General features: G+C 71.0%; 25 protein-coding genes and 3 pseudogenes. 22 read left to right on the top strand and 6 right to left on the bottom strand.

Annotated elements, in window-relative coordinates:
- Positions 1–31: 31 nt before the first annotated feature.
- Positions 32–1,714 (bottom strand): nitrite/sulfite reductase, encoded by a 1,683-nt coding sequence (locus ACRAKI_RS06945; protein WP_447006221.1) that lies wholly within the window; start codon positions 1,712–1,714, stop codon positions 32–34.
- 293 nt (positions 1,715–2,007) lie between these two features.
- Here ACRAKI_RS06945 and hemW point away from each other — a divergent pair, with 293 nt between their 5' ends.
- Positions 2,008–3,222, top strand: a complete 1,215-nt coding sequence (gene hemW / locus ACRAKI_RS06950) for a radical SAM family heme chaperone HemW (RefSeq protein WP_447006222.1) — start codon at positions 2,008–2,010, stop codon at positions 3,220–3,222.
- Between the two features lie 27 nt (positions 3,223–3,249).
- On the opposite strand, the gene ACRAKI_RS06955 is transcribed toward hemW, so the two are convergent.
- On the bottom strand, positions 3,250–3,978 hold the full coding sequence (locus ACRAKI_RS06955; protein WP_447006223.1) for a GNAT family N-acetyltransferase: 729 nt from the start codon (positions 3,976–3,978) through the stop codon (positions 3,250–3,252).
- 110 nt (positions 3,979–4,088) lie between these two features.
- On the opposite strand from ACRAKI_RS06955, the gene hrcA reads away from it, so the two are divergent.
- The 17 genes and pseudogenes from hrcA (at position 4,089) to ACRAKI_RS07040 (ending at position 17,004) form a co-directional block, all read left to right on the top strand.
- On the top strand, positions 4,089–5,111 hold the full coding sequence (hrcA, locus tag ACRAKI_RS06960) for a heat-inducible transcriptional repressor HrcA (protein ID WP_447006224.1): 1,023 nt from the start codon (positions 4,089–4,091) through the stop codon (positions 5,109–5,111).
- An 84-nt stretch (positions 5,112–5,195) separates the two neighbouring features.
- Positions 5,196–6,341: a molecular chaperone DnaJ gene (gene dnaJ / locus ACRAKI_RS06965; protein ID WP_447006225.1), complete on the top strand. Its 1,146-nt coding sequence runs from the start codon at positions 5,196–5,198 to the stop codon at positions 6,339–6,341.
- Complete coding sequence (locus tag ACRAKI_RS06970; RefSeq protein WP_447006226.1) at positions 6,338–7,072, top strand: 16S rRNA (uracil(1498)-N(3))-methyltransferase; 735 nt, start codon at positions 6,338–6,340, stop codon at positions 7,070–7,072. The genes dnaJ and ACRAKI_RS06970 overlap by 4 nt, the downstream gene beginning before the upstream one ends.
- A 281-nt stretch (positions 7,073–7,353) precedes the next feature.
- Positions 7,354–7,953 carry an alpha/beta hydrolase family protein gene (locus ACRAKI_RS06975; protein WP_447006227.1) on the top strand — a complete coding sequence of 200 codons (600 nt, stop codon included), beginning with the start codon at positions 7,354–7,356 and terminating at the stop codon, positions 7,951–7,953.
- Between the two features lie 58 nt (positions 7,954–8,011).
- A complete protein-coding gene (locus ACRAKI_RS06980) occupies positions 8,012–8,353 on the top strand; it encodes a histidine triad nucleotide-binding protein (RefSeq protein ID WP_447006228.1) in 342 nt (113 codons plus the stop codon).
- Positions 8,354–8,917: 564 nt separating this feature from the next.
- Positions 8,918–9,628 (top strand): annotated as a pseudogene (locus tag ACRAKI_RS06985) (PhoH family protein); the annotation flags it as partial.
- 303 nt (positions 9,629–9,931) lie between these two features.
- A pseudogene (locus ACRAKI_RS06990) lies at positions 9,932–10,402 on the top strand (LAGLIDADG family homing endonuclease); the annotation flags it as partial.
- A gap of 306 nt (positions 10,403–10,708) precedes the next feature.
- Positions 10,709–11,074: pseudogene (locus tag ACRAKI_RS06995) on the top strand (PhoH family protein); the annotation flags it as partial.
- 5 nt (positions 11,075–11,079) lie between these two features.
- On the top strand, positions 11,080–11,634 hold the full coding sequence (gene ybeY, locus ACRAKI_RS07000) for an rRNA maturation RNase YbeY (RefSeq protein WP_447006229.1): 555 nt from the start codon (positions 11,080–11,082) through the stop codon (positions 11,632–11,634).
- A gap of 13 nt (positions 11,635–11,647) precedes the next feature.
- The gene (locus tag ACRAKI_RS07005) at positions 11,648–12,943 is read left to right on the top strand and encodes a hemolysin family protein (RefSeq protein ID WP_447008350.1); all 1,296 of its coding nucleotides are present in this window, start codon (positions 11,648–11,650) and stop codon (positions 12,941–12,943) included.
- Complete coding sequence (locus tag ACRAKI_RS07010) at positions 12,936–13,268, top strand: cytidine deaminase (RefSeq protein WP_447006230.1); 333 nt, start codon at positions 12,936–12,938, stop codon at positions 13,266–13,268. Before ACRAKI_RS07005 ends, ACRAKI_RS07010 begins: the two co-directional genes overlap by 8 nt.
- Entirely contained in the window at positions 13,269–13,598 is a 330-nt protein-coding gene (locus tag ACRAKI_RS07015; protein WP_447006231.1) for a (2Fe-2S) ferredoxin domain-containing protein, read from the top strand.
- A gap of 158 nt (positions 13,599–13,756) precedes the next feature.
- Positions 13,757–14,653 carry a GTPase Era gene (gene era, locus ACRAKI_RS07020; protein ID WP_447006232.1) on the top strand — a complete coding sequence of 299 codons (897 nt, stop codon included), beginning with the start codon at positions 13,757–13,759 and terminating at the stop codon, positions 14,651–14,653.
- A gap of 33 nt (positions 14,654–14,686) precedes the next feature.
- The gene (gene recO, locus ACRAKI_RS07025) at positions 14,687–15,439 is read left to right on the top strand and encodes a DNA repair protein RecO (protein ID WP_447006233.1); all 753 of its coding nucleotides are present in this window, start codon (positions 14,687–14,689) and stop codon (positions 15,437–15,439) included.
- Between the two features lie 46 nt (positions 15,440–15,485).
- The gene (locus tag ACRAKI_RS07030; protein ID WP_447006234.1) at positions 15,486–16,307 is read left to right on the top strand and encodes an isoprenyl transferase; all 822 of its coding nucleotides are present in this window, start codon (positions 15,486–15,488) and stop codon (positions 16,305–16,307) included.
- Positions 16,304–16,732 carry a YbjN domain-containing protein gene (locus ACRAKI_RS07035; protein ID WP_447006235.1) on the top strand — a complete coding sequence of 143 codons (429 nt, stop codon included), beginning with the start codon at positions 16,304–16,306 and terminating at the stop codon, positions 16,730–16,732. The genes ACRAKI_RS07030 and ACRAKI_RS07035 overlap by 4 nt, the downstream gene beginning before the upstream one ends.
- A complete protein-coding gene (locus tag ACRAKI_RS07040; RefSeq protein ID WP_447006236.1) occupies positions 16,732–17,004 on the top strand; it encodes a hypothetical protein in 273 nt (90 codons plus the stop codon). Before ACRAKI_RS07035 ends, ACRAKI_RS07040 begins: the two co-directional genes overlap by 1 nt.
- 134 nt (positions 17,005–17,138) lie before the next feature.
- On the opposite strand, the gene ACRAKI_RS07045 is transcribed toward ACRAKI_RS07040, so the two are convergent.
- Positions 17,139–17,768, bottom strand: coding sequence for a class I SAM-dependent methyltransferase (locus tag ACRAKI_RS07045; RefSeq protein WP_447006237.1), 630 nt, complete (start codon positions 17,766–17,768; stop codon positions 17,139–17,141).
- A 99-nt stretch (positions 17,769–17,867) separates the two neighbouring features.
- Here ACRAKI_RS07045 and ACRAKI_RS07050 point away from each other — a divergent pair, with 99 nt between their 5' ends.
- Positions 17,868–18,878: a permease gene (locus tag ACRAKI_RS07050; RefSeq protein ID WP_447006238.1), complete on the top strand. Its 1,011-nt coding sequence runs from the start codon at positions 17,868–17,870 to the stop codon at positions 18,876–18,878.
- 12 nt (positions 18,879–18,890) lie between these two features.
- Positions 18,891–19,655 (top strand): TIGR03943 family putative permease subunit, encoded by a 765-nt coding sequence (locus ACRAKI_RS07055; protein WP_447006239.1) that lies wholly within the window; start codon positions 18,891–18,893, stop codon positions 19,653–19,655.
- On the opposite strand, the gene ACRAKI_RS07060 is transcribed toward ACRAKI_RS07055, so the two are convergent.
- From ACRAKI_RS07060 to ACRAKI_RS07070, 3 genes are read right to left on the bottom strand one after another with little or no spacing between them, the layout of a single operon-like run.
- Positions 19,643–20,080, bottom strand: coding sequence for a Fur family transcriptional regulator (locus ACRAKI_RS07060; RefSeq protein ID WP_447006240.1), 438 nt, complete (start codon positions 20,078–20,080; stop codon positions 19,643–19,645). The two genes, ACRAKI_RS07055 and ACRAKI_RS07060, sit on opposite strands and share 13 nt — an antisense overlap.
- Complete coding sequence (locus tag ACRAKI_RS07065; RefSeq protein ID WP_447006241.1) at positions 20,077–20,478, bottom strand: ArsR/SmtB family transcription factor; 402 nt, start codon at positions 20,476–20,478, stop codon at positions 20,077–20,079. The genes ACRAKI_RS07060 and ACRAKI_RS07065 overlap by 4 nt, the downstream gene beginning before the upstream one ends.
- 45 nt (positions 20,479–20,523) lie before the next feature.
- Positions 20,524–20,790, bottom strand: coding sequence for a hypothetical protein (locus ACRAKI_RS07070; protein WP_447006242.1), 267 nt, complete (start codon positions 20,788–20,790; stop codon positions 20,524–20,526).
- Between the two features lie 17 nt (positions 20,791–20,807).
- On the opposite strand from ACRAKI_RS07070, the gene ACRAKI_RS07075 reads away from it, so the two are divergent.
- Together ACRAKI_RS07075 and ACRAKI_RS07080 are read left to right on the top strand one after the other, a co-directional pair.
- Positions 20,808–21,188: an antibiotic biosynthesis monooxygenase family protein gene (locus ACRAKI_RS07075; protein WP_447006243.1), complete on the top strand. Its 381-nt coding sequence runs from the start codon at positions 20,808–20,810 to the stop codon at positions 21,186–21,188.
- A gap of 146 nt (positions 21,189–21,334) precedes the next feature.
- Positions 21,335–22,720: a glycine--tRNA ligase gene (locus tag ACRAKI_RS07080; RefSeq protein WP_447006244.1), complete on the top strand. Its 1,386-nt coding sequence runs from the start codon at positions 21,335–21,337 to the stop codon at positions 22,718–22,720.
- Positions 22,721–22,782: the final 62 nt, after the last annotated feature.

Below are 22,782 nucleotides of genomic sequence, written 5' to 3' on the forward strand. Positions count from 1 at the left end.
TCCGGAGACGGCGGCGCGGTCGCGACCGCACTCACTTGAGATCACCCTCGTCGGCGCGGGCGACCCACTGCGCGAACCTCTCGCCCGGCTCACGCCCGGCCACGAAGTTGCGCACCACGCGCTCGACGTAGTCCGACAGCTCGACGGCGGTCACCTTGTGGCCCCGCAACTTCCGGCCGAACCCGGCGTCCAGCCCCAGCCCGCCGCCCAGGTGCACCTGGAAACCCTCGGCCTGCCGCCCGTCCCCGTCGGCGACGATCATGCCCTTGAGGCCGATGTCCGCGGTCTGGATCCGGGCACACGAGTTGGGGCAGCCGTTGATGTGCACGGAGACCGGCTCGGTCACCCCGCCCACGATGTCGGCCAACCTGCTCTCCAACGCCGACACCAGGTCGACCGCACGCGCCTTGGTCTCCACGATCGCGAGCTTGCAGAACTCGATACCCGTGCACGCCATCACACCGCGCCGCCACGGCGACGGCTCCGTCTGCAACCCCAACTTCGCCAGGTCCGACCGCAGGTTCCCGACCTCGCCCTCCGGCACGTCCAACACGACCAGCTTCTGCTGCGGCGTCAGCCGGACCCGGCCCGACCCCGCCCGCTCCACCACCTTGGCCACCTCGACCAACGTGGAACCCGACACCCGACCCGCGATCGGAGCCGCCCCGATGTAGAACAGGCCGTCCTTCTGCCGGTGCACACCGATGTGGTCACGCGGGACCGCGGGCACCTCCGGCGCCGGACCGTCGACCAGCTTCCGCTTCAGGTACTCGGTCTCCAACACGTCACGGAACTTCCCCGGACCCCAGTCCGCGACCAGGAACTTGATCCGCGCCCGGTGCCGCAACCGCCGGTAGCCGTAATCCCGGAAGACGCTGATCACGCCCTCCCACACCTCCGGCACCTCGGCCTCCGGCACCCACGCGCCCAGCCTCTGCCCGATCATCGGGTTCGTCGACAGCCCACCACCGACCCACACGTCGAAACCCGGCCCGTGCTCCGGGTGCTCCACCCCGACGAACGCCACGTCGTGGATCTCGTGCGCCACGTCCGGCAACCCCGAGATCGCCGTCTTGAACTTGCGCGGCAGGTTCGCGAACCGCGGATCACCGACGTAACGGCGCAGGATCTCGTCGATCGCGCCCGAACCGTCGACCACCTCGTCCTCGGCGATCCCCGCCACCGGCGAGCCGAGGATCACGCGCGGACTGTCACCACACGCCTCCATCGTGGTCAGACCCGCGTCCTCCAGCTTGCGCCAGATCGTCGGCACGTCCTCGATGCGGATCCAGTGGTACTGGATGTTCTGCCGGTCGGTGATGTCGGCCGTGTCACGCGCGTAGGTCTGCGACAACTCGCCCAACAACGCCAACTGCCGCGTGGTCAACCGGCCGCCGTCGATCCGGACCCGGAGCATGAAGAACTCGTCGTCCAGCTCCTCCGGCTCCAACGTCGCCGTACGACCGCCGTCGATCCCCGGCTTGCGCTGCGTGTACAGCCCGTACCAGCGGAAACGCCCACGCAGATCAGCCGGGTCGATCGAGTCGAAACCACCGTGGGCGTAGATGTTCTCGATCCGCGAACGCACGTTGAGCGGATTGTCGTCCTTCTTGCTCCGCTCGTTCGGGTTCAGCGGCTCGCGGTAGCCCAGCGCCCACTGCCCCTCACCTCGGCGCTGCTTGGTGCGCTGAGGCGTCGTCGTCGGGGGGACCATCCTCGTCCTCCGGGGATTCGGGGCGCTGGTGCGCGTGCGAGTCCCAGGACAGCCGTGGTGGGGGTCTCGTCAGCGCACCCGGCGCCGACGGGAACAAAAAGGCAGGCGCGGGTTATGCCGAACGACGGCACATCGCGCTGGAGACACGACGGAAGTCGACGTGGCGGCGGACCACCAGGCGGACTCCGGTCGATGTCATGTGCCTCAGCGTGCCACGCGTCCACCCCGTGGTCCACAGGCATCCGCATCGTGGGACGACGGTCGCGGTGCTGGTAAATGGGACAATGGGCGTCATGCCCTCCGCCCTGCCGATCGGTGATCCCGCGCCCTCCGACGGCTCGCTGCCCGCCTCCGCCCTCACCGGTCTGGGCGACCGCCCGTTCGGCGTCTACGTGCACGTCCCGTTCTGCGCGACCCGGTGCGGCTACTGCGACTTCAACACCTACACCGCCGGTGAGCTGGGCACTTCCGCGTCACCGGCGTCCTGGCTGGAGGGCCTGCGGCGGGAACTGGACCTCGCCGCGTCCGTGCTGGGCGCCCCGCCGGCGGTCGACACGGTGTTCGTCGGCGGTGGCACCCCGTCGCTGCTCGGCTCCGACGGGCTGGGCCAGGTGCTGGACGCGGTCCGGTCGTCGTTCGGGCTGGCGCCCGGCGCGGAGGTCACCACCGAGTCCAACCCGGAGTCCACGTCACCCGATTTCTTCTCAGCCATCCGTGATGCTGGTTACACGAGGGTGTCGCTCGGCATGCAGTCCGCCGCACGGCACGTCCTCACGTTGCTCGATCGGGTGCACACGCCGGGCCGTCCGGTGGCCGCCGCTCAGGAGGCCCGTGCGGCGGGCTTCGACCACGTGAACCTCGACCTCATCTACGGCACGCCCGGCGAGACGGTCGCCGACCTCCAGTCGTCGCTCGACGCGGTGCGCAGCGCGGGCGTGGACCACGTGTCCGCGTACGCGCTGATCGTGGAGGAGGGCACCGCGCTGGCCCGCCGGGTCCGTCGCGGCGAACTGCCCATGCCGGACGACGACGTGCTCGCGGACAAGTACGAGCTGATCGACAAGGCCATGACCGCGCAGGGCCTGCACTGGTACGAGGTGTCGAACTGGGCCGCGTCGGCGGAGGCCGCGTGCCGGCACAACATCCTGTACTGGCAGGGCGCCGACTGGTGGGGCGCCGGCCCCGGCGCGCACAGCCACGTCGGCGGGGTGCGCTGGTGGAACGTCAAGCACCCGGCGAAGTACGCGGAACTGCTGGCGTCCGGCACGTCGCCCGCCGCCGGCCGCGAAGTCCTGACCGACGACGACCGCCGGGTGGAACGCGTGCTGCTGGAGCTGCGCCTCGCCACCGGCCTGCCGCTCGACGTCCTCGACCAGGACGGCCGGGCCGAGGCGAAGTCCGCCGCCGAGGACGGCCTGCTCGACGCCTCCGCGCTGGACCAGGGGCGCTGCGTGCTCACGGACCGGGGTCGGTTGCTCGCCGACGCCGTCGTGCGCCGCCTCACTTGAGCGTCGCCGCCCTACGGCGTTGCCGCCTCACTTGAGCGTGATCGACGCCGACTCGCCGATCGTCCGGTACCCGAGCGGCGCGTAGAGGCGGACCGCATTGTCCGGCTCGCTCTCCAGGAACGGCGTGCAGCCCGCGTCGAAGACGCGCGCGGTGAGGTCGGCGCACACCGCCGACGCGATGCCGCGCCGCCGGAACGCCGGCAGCACCGCGATGCCCGCCACCTGCGCCAGGTCGTAGCACGGCCCCGTGTACACGCCCGCACCCACCGGTTCGCCGTCCAGGCGGGCCAGCACGATCACGCCGTTGTCGCGCAGCAGCGAGCGCTGCCGTGCCACGTCCTCCTCGCCCGCCGTCCCGACCCCGAAAGCTGTGTTCTGCACCACCGACACCGCCAGCAGATCCGCGTCCGACGTCACCGCCTCCAGCACCAGCCCGGCCGGCAGCGGCGGCGCGTTCAGGACGTCGACCGCCATCATCGGCAGCAGCTGGTCCACCGTGAACCCGGCCGCCGCCAGCACCTCGTCGATCAGCGGCGCCGGCCGCAGGTACTCCAGCCTCGGCGTCCGGGACCGCTCCAAGAACGCCGTGACCAGGGCCTCCACCTCGGCGGGCGTGGCCGGCTCGCCGTCGTCGGGCACGGCGTAGTTCAGGAAGGGGTGGTCGCTGTGCGCGTCGAAGCGCACCAGGAACGGGCCGACGCGCTCGGCGTCGGTCCGGATGGCGTCGCGCAGGGCGGCCTGGATGCGGGAGAGCACACGGGAAGCTATCCGGATATGCCGAAGCTCGGCGACCGGGTTTACCGATACCCGCCCCAACCTCCGTAAACTCAAGGTGAAGCAGTACGACTTCCTGGAGGTGACGCGCGTTGAACTCCGATGAGCGCCGGTTCGAAGTCTTGCGCGCGATCGTCGCCGACTACGTGTCCAACCAGGAGCCGGTCGGCTCGAAAGCCCTGGTCGAACGGCACAACCTGGGCGTGTCGAGCGCCACCGTGCGCAACGACATGGCCTCGCTGGAAGAGGACGGGTACATCACCCAGCCGCACACCAGCGCGGGCCGCGTGCCCACCGACAAGGGCTACCGCCTGTTCGTGGACCGGCTCAGCGAGCTGAAGCCGCTGTCCACGCCCGAGCGCAGGGCCATCCAGAACTTCCTCGAAGGCGCCTACGACCTCGACGACGTGCTGCGCCGCAGCGTCCGGCTGCTGGCCCAGCTGACCCGCCAGGTCGCCGTCATCCAGTACCCGACGCTCAGCCGCTCGACCGTCCGCCACATCGAGGTGCTGGCCATCACGCCGGCCCGGTTGATGCTGGTGCTGATCACCGACACCGGCCGGGTCGACCAGCGCTCGGTCGACCTCGGCGACGTGATCACCGAGGAGAACGTGGCCCGGATGCGGTCGCTGCTCAACGCGGCGATGGTCGGCCAACGCCTGTCCGACGCCTCCGCCGAGGTCGCCAAGCTGCCCGAGAACGTGCCGAACGAGCTGCGCGACGCGGTGCTGCGGGTGAGCACCGTCCTCATCGAGTCGCTGGTGGAGCACCCCGAAGAACGCCTGGTGCTGGGTGGCACCGCGAACCTCACCCGCAACGTGGCAGACTTCCCCGGTTCCCTGCGCCAGGTGCTCGAGGCGCTGGAGGAACAGGTCGTGGTGCTCAAGCTGCTGGCCGCGGCCCGCGACCCCGGCAGGATCCTGGTGCACATCGGCGAGGAGAACGAAGCGGCCGAGATGCGCAGCACCTCGATCGTGTCCATCGGCTACGGAAGCCGGGACAACCTGCTCGGCGGGATGGGCGTGGTGGGGCCGACGCGCATGGACTACCCCGGCACGATGGCGGCCGTGCGAGCGGTGGCCAACTACGTCGGGGAGATCTTGACCGGACGGTGACGGCGGGGGGAACACCGCGGTCCCGCAGGACGTTTCGCACAGCGAGCGAGCGCGTGTCGCAGCGTGCTCGCAGGAGGAAACACGGTGGCGAGGGACTATTACGGCACGCTCGGGGTCTCCAAGAACGCGACTCCCGACGAGATCAAGCGCGCCTACCGCAAGCTCGCGCGGCAGCTGCACCCCGACGTCAACCCCAACGAGGAAGCGCGCTTCAAGGAGGTGACCGCCGCCTACGAGGTCCTCTCGGACCCGAAGAAGCGGCAGGTCGTCGACCTGGGCGGCGACCCGTTGGACTCGGGTGGCGGTCGAGGCGGTGGCGACCCGTTCGCGGGCTTCGGTCTCGGCGACATCATGGACGCGTTCTTCGGCGCGGGCGGCGGTGGCGGACGTGGTCCGCGCAGCCGTGTGCAGCCCGGTTCCGACGCGCTGATCCGGCTGTCGATGACGCTGGAGGAGTGCGCGGCGGGAGCTTCGCGCGAACTGACCGTCGACACGGCGATCCTGTGCGACCGGTGCGTGGGCAGCGGCTGCGCGGACGGCTCGTCCCCGATCCGCTGCGACACGTGCGGCGGGCGTGGCGAGGTGCAGTCGGTGCAGCGCTCCTTCCTGGGCCAGGTCGTGACGGCCCGGCCGTGCCCGGTGTGCCGCGGCCTCGGCGAGGTCATCCCGGACCCGTGCCAGCAGTGCGCGGGCGAGGGCCGGGTGCGGTCCAGGCGGACCATCTCGGTGCAGATCCCGCCCGGCGTGGCCGAGGGCATGCGCGTCCGGCTGGCCGGTCAGGGCGAGGTCGGACCCGGCGGCGGACCGGCGGGCGACCTGTACGTCGAGGTCGAGGAGGTGCCGCACGAGGTCTTCGAGCGTGACGGCGCGAACCTGCACTGCTCCGTGCGCATCCCGATGACGACCGCGGCCCTGGGCGCGGTGCTGCCGCTGCAGACGCTGGACGGCGAGGAGGAGCTGGAGATCGAACCCGGCACCCAGCCGAACACCGAACTGGTCCTCACCGGGCGCGGCATGCCCCGGCTGCGGTCCAGCGGGCGCATCGACGGCCGTGGCGACCTGCACGTGCACCTGGAGGTACTGACGCCGGCCAAGCTGGACGCACGGCAGGTCGAGCTGCTGCGCGAGCTGGCCGTCCTGCGCGGCGAGGACGAGCCGACGCTCGCGCACAACGGCAAGGGTGTCGGCGGGCTCTTCTCGCGGCTGCGCTCCGGCCGCAACCACCGGTGACGCTGCCGGTCTTCCTGGTCGCCGCGCTGCCTTCCGGTGCCGAGGCCGTGTTGGACGGCCCGGAGGGACGGCACGCGGCCACCGTGCGGCGGTTGCGCGCGGGGGAGGAGCTGGTGCTCTCCGACGGCACGGGCGCGCAGGTGCGGTGCGTGGTGTCGGAGGCGTCCAAGGACTCGCTCCGGCTGAACGTGGTCGAGCGGTGGGTCGTGCCGGAGCCGTCCGTGCGGGTGGTCGTGGCGCAGGCGCTGGTGAAGGGCGACCGGGGCGAGCTGGCCGTGGAGCTGGCCACCGAGGCGGGTGTGGACGGCGTCGTGCCGTGGCGCGCTTCGCGCTGCGTGACGAAGTGGGAGGAAGGTCCGCGCGGGGCCAAGGCCCTCGAACGCTGGCGGAGCACCGCGCGTGAGGCGGCCAAGCAGGCCCGCCGGGCTCGCGTGCCGTCGGTCGCGGAACCCGTTTCGACATCCGGGCTGGCGCGGCTGGCCGCGTCCTCGGCGGTGACTTTGGTATTGCACGAATCCGCGTCGGCGGGCATCGGATCGGTTCAGTTGCCCACTTCGGGTGATGTGCTGCTGGTGGTCGGACCGGAAGGCGGGATCACCGACGAGGAATTGTCCACGTTGACCGGTGTGGGCGCGCGGGTCGTGCGACTGGGGCCGACCGTGCTTCGTGCGTCTACCGCGGCGGCCGTGGCTTTGGGTGCGCTGGGTGTGCTGACCGATCGCTGGGCGTAATGAAGCTTGCTCCCTTCTGGCGAACACCTGACATTGGGGTTACGCTGATGGGCAGAGGGGTTGGATTCGTTTAGCCGCGATCGGCCCTTCGCCACGAACTCGCCGGACACCTCCCCCCTCGGTCCGGCGCCGCCGCGTCGTGGTGGGACGACCCCCAGGTCCCACCGCGACGCGGCCTCTTTTTGCTCACACAGGGGTTTCGATTGCGCATCGTCTACGGGCCGCACCCGAGCCAGTTCGGCGAGTATTCCTCGCCGTCCGGTGAATCATTTCCCGTTGTCGTGGTAATCCATGGTGGTTTTTGGCACCAGCGTTATGGGCTGGAACTCGGCCGCCCCCTCGCCGCCGACCTCGTGGCCCACGGCGTGGCCGCGTACAACGTCGAGTACCGGCGGGTGGGCGGTGGCGGCGGGTGGCCCGCGACGGGCGACGACGTGCTGGCCGCGATCGATGTCCTGGACCCGGCGCTCGGCCCCGTGGTCACGCTGGGTCACTCCGCCGGCGGCCACCTCGCCGTGTGGGCCGCCGCCCGCCACCCGCGGGTGCGTGGTGCCGTCGCCCAGGCGGGGGTGCTCGACTTCCTCCAGCACCCGCAGATCACCCGCCGTGCGGCCGAACTCCTGGGCGGCACGCCCGCCGAGGTCCCGGCCCTCTACGCCGACGCCTCACCGGCCGCCCTCCTGCCGATCCCGAAACCGCTGGTCCTGGTGCACGGCGAGGATGACGAGGACGTGCCCATCGCGCAGAGCGAGGCGTTCGCCGCCGCTTCCGGCGCCGAGCTGATCGCCCTCCCCGACACCGACCACATGGCCCTCATCACCCCCGACACCGAGGCCTGGGCAACGTGCCGCGCCGCTGCCCTACGCCTCACCACCCGGTGAGTCCTACGTCCGGGACGTTCCGGACGTAGGACTCACGGGTGGGTTAGCCTGCGGAGTCATGTCCGACTGCCTGTTCTGCCGCATCGTCGCCCGCGAGATCCCGGCGACCGTGGTGCACGAGACCGACACCACGCTGGCGTTCCGCGACATCTCACCCCAAGCCCCGACGCACGTCGTGCTGGTGCCCAAGGTGCACGCGCCGGACGCCGTGGCGCTCGCCGCCGCCGCGCCCACCGTGCTGGACGACCTGTTCCTGGCCGCCGGTGAAGTGGCGAAGGCCGAAGGCGTCGCGGACAGCGGCTACCGCCTGCTGTTCAACACCGGGGAGGACGCGGGGCAGACCGTCTTCCACGCCCACCTGCACGTGCTCGGCGGACGGCGGCTCGGGCCCCTGGCGTGACGCCTGCCCGAGACGGCATCACCGGGCGTCGGGGCGAACGGACGCCGCCGAACGCCCCGACGTGCGCCGTCACCCGGTCCACCGGCCGAAATCCCGGCTTCCCGTACAGCGGCTTGCCGTACGAAGTCGCGTGCTGGGACACCGCCGGCGTGCCCGCGAACGCCGGCGCGGGCTCCACCAACAGCCCGCCCGAGCCCATGCCCACCGTGGCTACGCGCCACCGACGCCATGCTGACCGCCGCGTGCTCGTCCCCGAACCGGGTGACGATCACCCGGCCGACCAGCTCACCGCCGTCCACCAGCCCGAAACCGGTTCCGGCGCGCCGCAGGGAAGCCCACTCGGCCGGTTCCGGGGCCACTGCCGGTCCGCCGCGAGGCGGACGCGGGCGGGCACGTCGTCGGGGGCGGGCGGGCGCGACTTCGCCGCGCTCCCGGTGAACCCACCGTGTCCAACCCGTTCCTTACTCCGGTGCGGACTGTCGGTGGGGACGGCTAGCATCGGACGCAGAAGGTCGAATTCACCCGAGCACGGCGCGAACGCGCAGGAAGAGGGCCCGAGGCCACGTGGCCGGAACCGCTGACAACACGCCGCAGGCAGGCCGGGCCGCGGCCGACGCCCAATCCAAGTTCGCCGTGCCCGACGGTGCGGTGCTCGCCCTGCTCGGGTCGCGTGACGAGAACCTCCGGCTCGTCGAGGAGTTGCTCGACGCCGACGTGCACGTGCGCGGCAACGAGATCACGCTCTCCGGCCAGCCCGCCGACGTGGCGTTCGCCGAACGGGTGTTCTCCGAGCTGATCACCCTCGCCGGCCGCGGCCAGCAGGTGGGGCCGGACACGGTCCGCCGCACGGTCGCGATGCTGTCCGCGGGCACCAGCGAGTCGCCCGCCGAGGTGCTGAGCCTCGACATCATCTCCCGGCGTGGCCGCACTATCCGGCCGAAGACGCTGAACCAGAAGCACTACGTGGACGCGATCGACCTGAACACGATCGTGTTCGGCATCGGCCCCGCGGGCACCGGCAAGACATACCTGGCGATGGCGAAGGCCGTGCAGGCGCTCCAGGCCAAGCAGGTGAACCGGATCATCCTGACCCGGCCCGCGGTCGAGGCGGGCGAGCGGCTGGGCTACCTGCCCGGCACGCTCTACGAGAAGATCGACCCGTACCTGCGCCCCCTGTACGACGCGTTGCACGACATGGTCGACCCCGAATCCATCCCGCGCCTCACCCAGGCGGGCACGATCGAGGTCGCCCCGCTGGCCTACATGCGTGGTCGGGCGCAACCGGTGTTCACCACCGTGCTGACGCCGGACGGCTTCCGGCCGATCGGCAGCCTCCGCGTCGGTGACCTGGTCATCGGCTCGAACGGCGAGCCCACCCCCGTGCTGGGCGTGTACCCGCAGGGCGAGAAGGACATCTACCGGGTCTCCGCCCAGGACGGCGCTTCGACGCTGGCCTGCGGCGACCACCTCTGGACGGTCAGGACGGCCTCCGACCGCCGCCGCGACAAGCCGTGGCGGGTCCTGGAGACCAAGGAGATGATCGGCGACCTCCGCGACGCCCACGCGCGGCGGTACGAGATGCCGCTGCTCAGCGCCCCGGCGTGCCACCCGAGGCGCGAGGTCCCGGTGGACCCGTACGCCCTCGGGCTGCTGCTCGGCGACGGTTGCGTGACCGGCTCGACCACCCCGTCCTTCTCCACCGACGACCCGGAGCTGGTCGTCGCGCTCCAGTCCGCCCTGCCCGGGGTCGTGGTGAACCGGAAGAACCGGGTCGACTACGTCCTGAACCGGGTGAGGACGCCGGGCCGCGTCATCACGATCGAGAACCCGGTGACGGGGGCGCTGCGGGCGCTCGACCTGCTCGGCACCCGATCGCACGCGAAGTTCATCCCCGGCGCTTACCTGCACAACGCGCCCGAGGTCCGGCTGGCCGTCCTGCAAGGTCTGCTGGACGCGGACGGCGGACCTGTGACGCAAGCCGGTCGGACCTGCCGCATCCAGTACACGACCACGTCCCCCCAGCTCAGGGACGATGTGGTCGACCTGGTCCGGTCGTTGGGCGGCGTCGCGTACACCAGGACCCGGGTGGCCGAGGGGCGGAAGCCGGGATTCGTGAACGGGCGTGAGGTGGGCTACCGCCACGACGCGCACGTCGTCGACATCCGGCTGCCCCGCGGCGTCGAGCCCTTCCGGCTCCTCCGCAAGCGGGACACGTACCACGCCGCGGGTGGCGGAGGTCGGCCGATGCGGTTCATCGACAGCATCGAGCCGGCGGGCCGGGCCGAGGCGGTGTGCATCCAGGTGGCGGCAGCCGACTCGCTCTACGTCACCGAGGACTACCTGCTCACCCACAACACCCTCAATGATGCGTTCATCATCCTGGACGAGGCGCAGAACACGACGCCCGAACAGATGAAGATGTTCCTCACCCGCTTGGGCTTCGGCTCGAAGATCGTGGTGACCGGCGACATCACCCAGGTCGACCTGCCCGGCGGGCAGCGCAGCGGTCTGAGGGTCGTCCGGGACATCCTGGAAGGCGTGGAGGACGTCCACTTCTCCATCCTGACCAGCAGCGACGTGGTCCGCCACCGGCTGGTCGCGGACATCGTGGACGCCTACGAGAAGTGGCAGGTCGACCAGGACGAGGGCGACGCCGCCGAACGTCACCAGCACCACGCCGGACCCGGTGCGCGGTCGCGCGGGCAGCGCCGGGGACGATAGGCACCGTGAGCATCGAGATCGCGAACGAGTCGGGCGTCCAGGTGGACGAGCCGTCCATAGTCGCCGCCGCCAGGTTCGCCCTGGACCGGATGGGCGTCAGCCCGTTGGCCGAGCTGTCCGTCCTGCTGGTCGAGCTGGACGTGATGGCGGACCTGCACCAGCGCTGGATGGACCTGCCCGGCCCGACGGACGTGATGGCGTTCCCGATGGACGAGCTGGACTCGGCCCGCCGACCGGACGCCGCGGGCCTCGGCCCGGCGCTGCTGGGCGACATCGTGCTGTGCCCGGACTTCGCCAAGGACCAGGCCAAGAAGGCGGGCCACAGCCTGCTGGACGAACTGCACCTGCTGACCGTGCACGGCGTGCTGCACCTGCTCGGCTACGACCACGCGGAGCCCGCGGAGGAGCGGGAGATGTTCACGCTGCAGAACCGCATCCTGGGCGACTTCCGCACCGCGGCGGCCGAGGCCGAGCGCAAGTCCGCGCAGCGCGAGGCCGATTCGAAGTTGCTCGGGGCGGTCGGTCTGGAGGACGCGGACCGGCCCGAGCCGACCACCTGAGGCGGCCGAGGTGATAGGCAGTCCCACCGGCTTGCTGGTGTTGGCCGCGGCGTTGGTGTTGTCGGCGGGTGCGTTCGCGGGGGTGGACGCGGCGCTGGGCACGGTGTCGCGCGCACGGGTCGAGGCGTTGCAGCGGCAGGGTCGGGCCGGCACCGTCCACCTGATCGCGCTGCTGGCCGACCGGCCCCGGCACGTGAACCTGCTGCTGTTGCTGCGGCTCGGCTGCGAGCTGGCGGCGACGGTGCTGGTCACGGTGGTGTGCTTCGAGCTCGTCGCGACCGACTGGGTGGCCATGCTGGTCGCCGGGCTGAGCATGCTCGTGGTGTCGTACGTGCTGGTCGGCGTGGGTCCGAGGACCATCGGCCGGCAGCACCCGTACGCGGTGAGCCTGCTGGCGGCGGGTCCGATCCGGGTGCTCGGCCGGCTGCTGGGCCCGTTGAGCAAGCTGCTGATCCTGGTGGGCAACGCGATCACCCCCGGCAAGGGTTTCCGGGAGGGTCCGTTCTCGTCCGAGGTCGAGCTGCGCGAGCTGGTGGACATGGCGCAGGAACGCGGCGTCGTGGACGAGGGCGAGCGGGAGATGATCCACTCGGTCTTCGAGCTGGGCGACACGATCGCGCGCGAGGTGATGGTGCCGCGCACCGAGATCGTGTGGATCGAGCAGACCAAGTCGGTCCGGCAGGCGCTGGCCCTGTCGCTGCGCACCGGGTACACGCGGGTGCCGGTGATCGGTGAGAGCGTCGACGACATCGTCGGCGTGGTGAACCTCAAGGACCTGGTGCGGCTGACGTTGGCCGAGGAGCCGAACGGCACGACGGTGGCGGGCGTGATGAAGCCGGCGTCGTTCATCCCGGACTCGAAGCCGATCGCGGACCTGCTGCGGGAGATGCAGCTGTCGCGCAACCACCTGGCGATCGTGGTGGACGAGTACGGCGGCACGGCGGGGCTGCTCACCATCGAGGACATCCTGGAGGAGATCGTCGGGGAGATCACCGACGAGTCCGACACGGACGACCGGCCGCCGGTGGAGCACCTGGACGACGGTTCGGTGCGGGTGAGCGCGCGGCTGCCGGTGGACGACCTGGACGCGTTGTTCGGCACGGAGCTGGACGACCACGAGGTGGAGACCGTCGGAGGTCTGCTGGCCCAACGCCTGGGCCGGGTGCCGCTGCCGGGGACCGAAGCGGAGATCGCGGGCCTGCGGATGCGGGCCGAGGGCGGCAAGGACGAACGAGGGCGGATGCGCATCACGACGGTGCTCGTGCGCCCGGTGAACGGCGACGACAGCGAGGGGACCACCGGTGACTGACCTCGACCCCGAGGACCAGAAGATCATCACGCTGGCGCGTTCGGCGCGGGCGCGCACGGGAGCGCCCGAGGGTGCGGCCGTGCGGGACACCGATGGCCGGACCTACGCGGCCACCACGGTCGCCTTGCCGTCGCTCAAGCTGACGGCGTTGCAGGCCGCCGTGGCCGCCGCCGTGTCCAGCGGGGCCGAGGGCCTGGAGGCGGCGGCCGTCGTCACCGCCGCCGGTGCCGTGGACGAGGACTCGCTGGCCGCCGTGCGCGACATGACGGCCGGTGCACGGGTCTTCCGCGCCGACGCGTCCGGCGCCGTGCGGGAAACCGCGTAGGTGCGCGACTACATCACCCTGTGCCGGGGGTGTTGCTGCGGCACGGTCAAGAAGCACCCGGACTACGACCACGACGAGCAGCTGCGGCGGCTGCGGGAGTTGGCCGACAACTCCGGCGGCCGGTTGCGCCTGCGCACCGCCGACTGCCTCGACGCGTGCGAGAACTCGAACGTGATCGTGGTGAAGCCGGCGGGCCAGAAGCCGGTGTGGCTGGGGTTCGTCCTGCACGACGCCGTGATGGACGACCTGGAACGCTGGCTCGCCGACGGCGGCCCGATGCCGGCCACCCTCGAGGTGAACCGCATCCGGCCACCGGCGAAGAAGGCCTGAGCCCGCACCTCAGGCCTCGGCCGAGGCCGTTCGAGACCTCGGAGCGCCGGTCCGGCGCGACGACCACATCACCGCACGAGTGGTGTGCGCCGGCCCACCCGACAGCGACTGACTAGGGCTGACGCGGCGCGGCCGGCGGGTGCGGGGACAATGGACGGATGGATGGTTACCGTTCCGGGTTCGCGTGCTTCGTCGGCCGCCCCAACGCAGGCAAGTCGACGTTGACCAACGCGCTGGTCGGGACCAAGGTCGCGATCACGTCGAGCAAGCCGCAGACCACCCGACACACCATCCGGGGCATCGTGCACCGCGAGGACGGGCAGCTGGTCCTGGTGGACACCCCCGGCCTGCACCGCCCGCGCACGCTCCTCGGTCAGCGCCTCAACGACCTGGTCCGCGAGACGTGGACCGAGGTGGACGTGGTCGGGTTCTGCGTGCCCGCCGACCAGAAGGTCGGCCCCGGCGACAAGTTCATCGCCGCCGAGCTGGAGAAGATCGCCAAGCGCACGCCCGTCATCGGCATCGTCACCAAGACCGACCTGGTCAGCCAGCAGCAGGTCGCCGAGCAGCTGCTCGCGCTGCAGAAGGTGATGGACTTCGCCGAGCTGATCCCGGTCTCCGCGGTGAACGGCTACCAGGTCGACTCCCTCGCCGACCTGGTGCTGAGCAAGCTGCCCGAAGGCCCGGCGCTGTACCCGGACGGCGAGCTGACCGACGAGCCGGAGCTGACCCTGGTCGCCGAGCTGATCCGGGAGGCCGCGCTGGAGGGCGTGCGGGACGAGCTGCCGCACTCGATCGCCGTCGTGGTGGAGGAGATGCTGCCGCGCGAGGGCCGTGACGACCTGGTCGACATCCACGCGAACGTGTTCGTCGAGCGTCCCAGCCAGAAGGCGATCATCCTGGGTCACCGCGGCGAACGGCTGAAGCAGGTCGGCATCACGTCCCGCCGGCACATCGAGAAGCTGCTCGGCACGCGCGTCTACCTCGACCTGCACATCAAGATCGCCAAGGACTGGCAGCGGGACCCGAAGCAGCTGCGCAAGCTCGGCTTCTAGGTCTCCGGGTTTCCAGGGGTTCGGGGATTCCGAATGGCGAACCTGTACCGGGACACCGGAGTGGTCCTGCGGGTGCAGAAGCTCGGCGAGGCGGACCGCATCATCACGCTGCTCACCCAGAAGCACGGCAAGGTGCGCGCGGTGGCGAAGGGCGTGCGCCGCACGTCGTCGAGGTTCGGCGCCCGGCTGGAGCCGTTCGGGCACGTCGACGTGCAGTTCTACCCCGGCCGGTCGCTGGACGTGGTCACCCAGGTGGAGACCCTGGACGCGTTCGGCGTGGTCCTGGTGGACGACTACCAGCGCTACACGGCGGCGTGCGCGGTGCTGGAGACGGCCGACCGGCTGACGTCCGAGGAGGGCGAACCGGTCCTCCGGCTGTACCTGCTGGTCACGGGCGCTCTGCGGGCGCTCGCGGCGAAGGAGCGGGACGCCTCGCTCATCCTCGACGCCTACCTGATGCGGGCGATGGCGTTCGCCGGGTGGGCGCCGGCGGTGGACGACTGCGCGCGCTGCGGTGACCCGGGGCCGCACACGGCGTTCAACGTGCACGCGGGCGGCATGGTGTGCCCGCGGTGCCGTCCGCCGGGCAGCGCCACGCCGTCCGCGGACACCCTGCGCCTGCTCGCCGCCCTGCTCCACGGCCGGTGGGACGTGGTGGACGGCATCCCCACCGGTGCCCGGCGCGACGCCAGCGGCCTGGTCGCCGCGCACCTCCAGTGGCACCTGGAGCGGCAGCTGCGGTCGCTGCCCTTGGTCGAGCGAAAGGCTCAGCCGTCCGACGGTTAGAGTCGCCTGCCCCACGAATTCCCCCAGTGATCCAGAGAGGACAGTCATGCTCCGCCGACGGCGGGTTGAGCACGCCAAGCGTGTTCCCCGACCCCCGGAACCGCACCCGACCGGCGCCACGCCGCCCGTGCTGCCCGTCGACCTCGTGCCCCGGCACATCGCGATCGTGATGGACGGCAACGGTCGTTGGGCCAACCAGCGCGGCCTGTCCCGCGTGGAGGGGCACAAGCGCGGTGAGGCCGTCGTGGTGGAGGCGGCCAAGGGCGCCATCGAGATGGGCGTGAAGTGGCTGTCGCTGTACGCGTTCTCCACCGAGAACTGGCGGCGCAGCCCGGAGGAGGTCCGCTTCCTCATGGGCTTCAGCCGCGACGTGATCCACCACCGCACCGACGAGCTGGACGAGCTGGGTGTGCGGGTGCGGTGGTGTGGACGTCGACCGAGGCTGTGGCGCAGCGTCATCAAGGAGCTGGAGGTCGCCGAGGAGCGCACCAAGGACAACGACGTGCTGAACCTCGCGATGTGCATCAACTACGGCGGCCGGGCCGAGGTGGGTGACGCGGCGCGGGAGATCGCCCGGCTGGTCGCCGCCGGGAAGATCAACCCGGAGAAGGTGGACGAGCGCACCCTCGCCAAGTACATGTACCAGCCCGACATGCCGGACGTGGACCTGTTCATCCGGCCGTCCGGCGAGCAGCGCACGTCGAACTTCCTGCTGTGGCAGTCGGCGTACGCCGAGATGGTGTTCCAGGACATCCTGTGGCCGGATTTCGACCGGCTGGACCTGTGGCGCGCCTGTGAGGCGTACGCCATGCGCGACCGGCGCTTCGGTGGCGCCGTTGACAAGCCCGACGTGGAGGATTCGGAGTGACCGACGAGGACGCCGCGGTGACCGCGGAACTGCTCACCGCGGCCCGTGAGGCGTTGGAGATGTTCCACGAGGTGCACGTCGACGACGACGGGGCGCTGAGCTTCCAGCACGCCGAGGTGCCGTGCGCGGTGCAGGCGATGCGGCTGGCCGAGGGCCTGACCGTGCTCAGCCTGACGTGCGTGGTGGCGTGGGACCTGCCGAAGGACCCGAACCTGGCCGTGTCTGCCGCTGAACGCGCTGGTCAAGGCCTGTTCGGCACGCTCGGTGTGATCAACACCGAGCGGGGGATGGATGTGACGCTGCGCTACGCGTTCCCGGCTGAAGGGCTCAAGCCGGAGCCGCTGAGCACGCTGCTGATGTTGGTCGTGTCCACTGCTTCGCAGCTGCGCAACGAGCTGCTCGCCCGAACCGGGGACGGTGCCTGATGGCTGGTGTGATCGTGTACGAGCCCGACGACGAGACCGACGTGGAGGGCCTGCCCTGGGCCGTCACGTTCGAGGCGTCGGCGGGGGAGGAGTGGGCCTCGTTCGTGTGCGGGCCTTACGAGCGGGACGACGCGGTGAAGCTGGCCGAGGAGGTGCTCGCCGCGAGCCGTGGCGTGACGGCCGTGGTGGAGCCGTTGTTGCCGGTGATCGAGGCGGCGGACGTGCTGGCGACCATCGCCGAGCTGCGTGACGAGGAAGAGGACCCCGCGTAACGCTGTGTGATCATATCGGTACGGTCGGCTTCGAACGGGCGTCGACCGTACCGGGTCGCAGCGGCGGTGGCGCTAGCGCTCCTCAACGTCTGCCGGATCATTCGGGCGAGCCGGGACCTCAGCGACGCTCGGGATCACCGTGTTCCGACGAAGGTGAACATGCGCGCGCCCACGGCCAACGGTCGCGGTTCGCCGTGGAAGCGGTGCGCGCCGACGCCGAAGCCCGCGTCCGGGTCGGACAGCCACCGGCGCTCGAAGCCGCGGTCCTCGAACCACTCGCAGATCAGCGGCACGCGGTCGGGGGCGCCGCGGTGGCGGGTCCAGATGACCGTGCCGCCCGTCCGGCACAGCTGCGCGCAGTGGTCGACGGTCCGCTCGACGTCCTCGTCGGTGATGTTGCCGAACACGCCGCAGACCAGCACGAGGTCCGCCGGTGCCAGGTCGCGGTAGTGGTCGGTGACCGAGGCGTCGGCCGTCAGCACCTCCACCCCGGTCAGACCGGCCGCCCGTGACGCCGCATCGGCGACCGCCGCGTTCCGCGGGTCCAACTCCACGAGACGTGCGCGCACGTCGTCCCGCCGGGGGTGGTCGGCGAGCACTCCCAGCAGGTCACGGCCCTGACCGGCGCACAGGCTGAGCACCCGCAGCGGCCCGGGAGGGCTGTCGTCCAACGCGGTCCCGACCTGCGCTTGGACGGCTCGCAGCCGCCTCGCGAGTCCCGAGCCCGGACGGTCGTAGTCGCCGTGCCACCCGTGCCAGTCCACGGCCCGAAACCTACCGCCCGTGACGGTCACGTGTCCGGTCGTCGAAGACCCGACGTTGGTGGGTGAGGTGCGGGGGGTGGTTCTGGCATCATCTCGAAAGTGACAATCACTGGCGAGATCCGTGGATCGCGCCCGCGCCGCCCACCGCAGCGATGGAAGATCACTTCACTCGAAGTGCTCTGCGTGCTGCTCGTGCTGGCGCTGGTGTTGCAGAACTGGCTGGTCGGCGTGCTCGACGTCGCGGTGCTGCGCACCGCGTCCACGGTGTTCGTCGCGATCTGCGTGCAAGCCCTGCCGTTCCTCGTGCTCGGCGTGCTGATCAGCGGCGCGATCGCGGCGTTCATCCCGGCCAGTGCGCTGCGCCGCGCGTTGCCGAAGAAGACCGCGTTCGCCGTGCCCGTCGCCGGTGTCGCCGGCATGGCGCTGCCGGGCTGCGAGTGCGCGTCCGTGCCCGTCTCCCGCCGCCTGATGCAGCAGGGCGTGGCCCCCGCCGCGGCGCTGACGTTCCTGCTCGCCGCACCGGCGGTGAACCCGATCGTGCTGGTCTCCACGGCCGTCGCGTTCCCCAACGCGCCGATGATGGTGCCCGCCCGGTTCGTCGGCGCGCTGCTCACCGCCGTGGTCATGGGCTGGCTCTGGACCCGGTTCGGCAAGGCCGAGTGGATCGCCGAGCGCGCGCTGCGCCGACTGCCCGACAACGACGGCACGTCCCGCTGGGCGGTGTTCGCCGAGACCGCGCGGCACGACCTGGTGGACGCGGGCGGGTTCCTGGTGCTCGGCGGGGTGTTCGCGGCGGCGTTCAACGTGCTGGTGCCGCAGGCCTGGCTGGAGACGTTGGCCGGTCAGATCGTCCTGGCCGTGCTGGTGTTGTCGCTGCTGGCCGTGGTGCTGGCGCTGTGCAGCGAGGCCGACGCGTTCGTCGCGGCCTCCATGTCGGCGTTGCCGCTGCTGCCGCGGCTGGTGTTCCTGGTCGTCGGCCCGGCGGTCGACGTCAAGCTCATCGCGCTGCAGGCGGGCGCGTTCGGCAAGTCCTTCGCGGCGCGCTTCGCCCCGACCACGTTCGTGGTGGCGATCGCGTCCGCCCTGGCGGCGGGAGCGGTGTTCCTGTGAGGCGTGAGACCCATGAGGCGTGAGACCCAGAACATCCTGTTGGTGCTGCTCGGCGGCGCGCTGCTGAAGCTGGCGCTGACCGGCACCTACCTGCGGTACGTCAAGGAGTCGTTGCAGCCTTGGCTGATCCTCACCGGCGCGGTCATGGTGGCGCTGGCGCTGGTGTCGGTGGTGCGTGACATCCGGGCCGGCGGGGAGCACCCCGACGGGGCCGAGGACGGCGGCCAAGAGGACGGCGGGCACGAGCACGGTGGGATCGCGCACGCCGGGCACGACCACGGCAAGTCCCGGAGCCCGTGGATGCTGCTGCTGCCGGTGCTCGCGGTGTTCCTGATCAGCCCGCCCGCGCTGGGCGCGGACACGGTCAACCGGTCGGACCGCAACGCCGCCCAGGAGGCCAAGGCGTCGAACGGCTTCGCGCCGCTGCCGTCCGACGACGTCATCCCCCTCACCATCAGCGAGTTCGTCACCCGCACCGCGTGGGACGACTCCGGCTCCCTGGACGACCGCACGGTCAAGCTCACCGGGTTCGTGGTGCGCAAGGACGGCGACGTGTTCGTCGCCCGGCTGACCATCTCGTGCTGCGCCGCGGACGCCTCACCGGTCAAGGCGAAGATGGTCGGCCAGGACTTCGACGCGTTCCCGACCGACCAGTGGGTCGAGGCCACCGGCCGGGTCGTGCCCGGCTCGGCGACCAAGGCCAGCGCGTTCGTGCCGACGTTCACCGTCTCCGAGGTGGTGCCGATCGCCGCGCCGGAGGACACCTACGAGGGCTGAGCCTTCTTGGCGCCCGCGCACTCGCGGCACGTGCCGAAGATCTCCACGGTGTGGCTGACCTCGACGAACCCGTTCTCCGCCGCGACCCGGTCGGCCCACTTCTCCACCGCCGGGCCCTCGACCTCCACCGTGCGGCCACAGCCCCGGCACACCAGGTGGTGGTGGTGGTGCTGGGAGCAGCGCCGGTAGATCGCCTCACCGGAGTCCGTCCGCAGCACGTCCACCTCGCCGGCGTCCGCCAGCGACTGGAGGGTGCGGTAGACCGTGGTCAGGCCGATGCCCTCGCCACGTTTGCGCAGCTCCTCGTGGAGTTCCTGGGCCGAGCGGAACTCGCCGAGCGAGTCGAGCAGCTTGGACACGGCGGTGCGCTGCTTGGTCGAACGCAGCCCGGGAACCGCCGTGGTCGGGCGCTCGCTTGTGGTCACATCTCCTCCGTCCGGGGGGTCCGGTCGGTCTGGTCGACACCACGTGGCCCCTCGTCGACATGGGTCACCGCATCCACCACGATGTGCGCGAGGTGCTCGTCCACGAGCCGGTACACGACCTCCCGGCCGTGCCGCTCGCCGTGCACCACACCCGCGGCCTTCAGCACGCGCAGGTGCTGGCTGATCAGCGGCTGGGCCACGCCCAGTGCCTCGACCAGCTCGTGCACGCACCGGTCCGCCTCGCGCAGTTGCAGCACGATGGCGATCCGCACCGGCGCGGCGAGCGCACGCAGCAGCTCACCGGCCGCGGACAGGGTCCGCGCGGCCTTCCTCGGCGCCGGCGGGGGCACGCGTCGCTCCGGGGAGTGCACGTGTTCGCCCCGCACTCCGACCGTCACGGCGCCTCCCACGTGGTATGGATTTTCACCACCGATACTACGGCGCTAGAGCACGGACACCGTGATGAGCACCAGCAGCGCGAGCACGAGCACCCTCAGGACGCGCGCGCTCGGCGTGAGCAGGGGCCAGGTCACGGCGAGCATCGCCGCCACACCGAGGGCCAGAACGCCCAGCAGCAGTGCGCCGATCGCGCCCTGGAGCCACACACCCAACCCGAACAGCGTGAGGACCAGCAGGAACACGGCGGGCGCCGGCACGCGTGCGAGAGGGCCGGAACCGGGGATCAGGGTGCGCTTCGGGTAACGAGCCACCGTGGCATCCTTGCACCGTGCTGCTCGTGTGCCGCTTCACCGTGGCGGAAACCGATGTCGAGGCGTTCACCGCGCGCGTGGACCGGGCGTTGTCCCTGCTCACCGCCCAGGCGGGCTGCCGGAGGGGTCAGCTGTCGCGGTCGACGGACGAGGCGGACCGGTTCGTGCTGACCGTCGAGTTCGAGTCGGTGGTGGCGTACCGGCGGGCGATGTCGCCGTTCGACGTGCGCGAGCACGTCATCCCGCTGCTGTCCGAGGCGAGCACCGACGAACCGGCCGCCTACGAGGCGCTGCTGGTGGCGGCGGACGGCGATGTCCGGCGCGAGGTGAGCCTCATGGCGCGCGACGCGGGCACCGTCCGCCTGGGCGAGGCCGCCGGCCCGACCACCCCGCGCTGACCACCCCGCGCCGACGACCGGGGGCGTTCGCCCCGTGGTCACCCGTTGGCAGGTCGCTGGGGGCAGGGTCGCTGGGGGCAGGCCGGCAAGGACTACGCTGGCAAGCCCGTTTCCCGTCCCCCTCTGCATCTCCCGATGGAGCGTCCGTGGCAGCCGATCGCATCGAGACCGTCGTCAGCCTGTGCAAGCGCCGCGGGTTCGTGTACCCGTGCGGCGAGATCTACGGCGGCACCAGGTCGGCCTGGGACTACGGTCCGCTCGGTGTCGAGCTGAAGGACAACATCAAGCGCCAGTGGTGGAACTTCATGGTGCGGGGCCGCGAGGACGTCGTCGGCCTGGACTCGTCGGTGATCCTGCCCCGCGAGGTGTGGGTGGCGTCCGGTCACGTGGACGCGTTCGTCGATCCCCTGGTCGAGTGCAACTCGTGCCACAAGCGGTTCCGCCAGGACACGCTGGTCGAGGAGTACGCGGAGCGCACCGGCAAGGACGTCGCCGAGGGTGACGTGTCGGACGTGCCGTGCCCGAACTGCGGCACGCGCGGCCAGTACACCGAGCCGAAGATGTTCAACGGCCTGCTCAAGACGCACCTCGGCCCGGTGGAGTCCGACGAGGGCCTGCACTACCTGCGCCCGGAGACCGCGCAGGGCATCTTCACGAACTTCCTGAACGTGCAGACCACGTCGCGTCGCAAGCCGCCGTTCGGCATCGGCCAGATCGGCAAGAGCTTCCGCAACGAGATCACGCCGGGCAACTTCATCTTCCGCACCCGTGAGTTCGAGCAGATGGAGATGGAGTTCTTCGTCGAGCCGGGCACGGACGAGGAATGGCACCAGTACTGGATCGACGAGCGCAGCCGCTGGTACACCGAGCTGGGCATCTCCAAGGAGAACCTGCGGCATTACGAGCACCCGAAGGACAAGCTCTCGCACTACTCGAAGCGCACCGTCGACATCGAGTACCGGTTCCAGTTCGGCGGCCAGGAGTGGGGCGAGCTGGAAGGCATCGCGAACCGCACCGACTTCGACCTGAACACGCACTCGAACCACTCGGGCGTCGACCTGTCGTACTTCGACCAGGCCACCAACTCCCGCTACCGGCCGTTCGTGATCGAGCCGGCGGCGGGCGTCGGCCGGCCGATGATGGCGTTCCTGCTGGAGGCGTACACGGAGGACGAGGCGCCGAACGCCAAGGGCGGCGTGGACAAGCGGGTCGTGCTCCGGCTGGACCGCAGGCTCGCGCCGGTGAAGGCCGCCGTGCTGCCGCTGTCGCGCAACGCCGACCTGTCGCCGAAGGCCAAGGACCTGGCCAACGCCCTGCGCAAGCACTGGAACATCGAGTTCGACGACGCCGGCGCCATCGGCCGCCGCTACCGCAGGCAGGACGAGATCGGCACGCCGTTCTGCGTGACGGTCGACTTCGACACCCTCACCGACCACGCGGTGACGGTGCGGGAGCGGGACACGATGTCGCAGGAGCGCGTGTCGATGGACCAGCTGGAGGGCTACCTCGCCGCGCGCCTGATCGGCGCCTGATGCGTGCACCGCAGCAGGCTGTCCGGGATCTTCATCGACACGCCTGCCGCGGAAGCCGGTGC

It is taken from the genome of Saccharothrix isguenensis, from assembly GCF_052936305.1.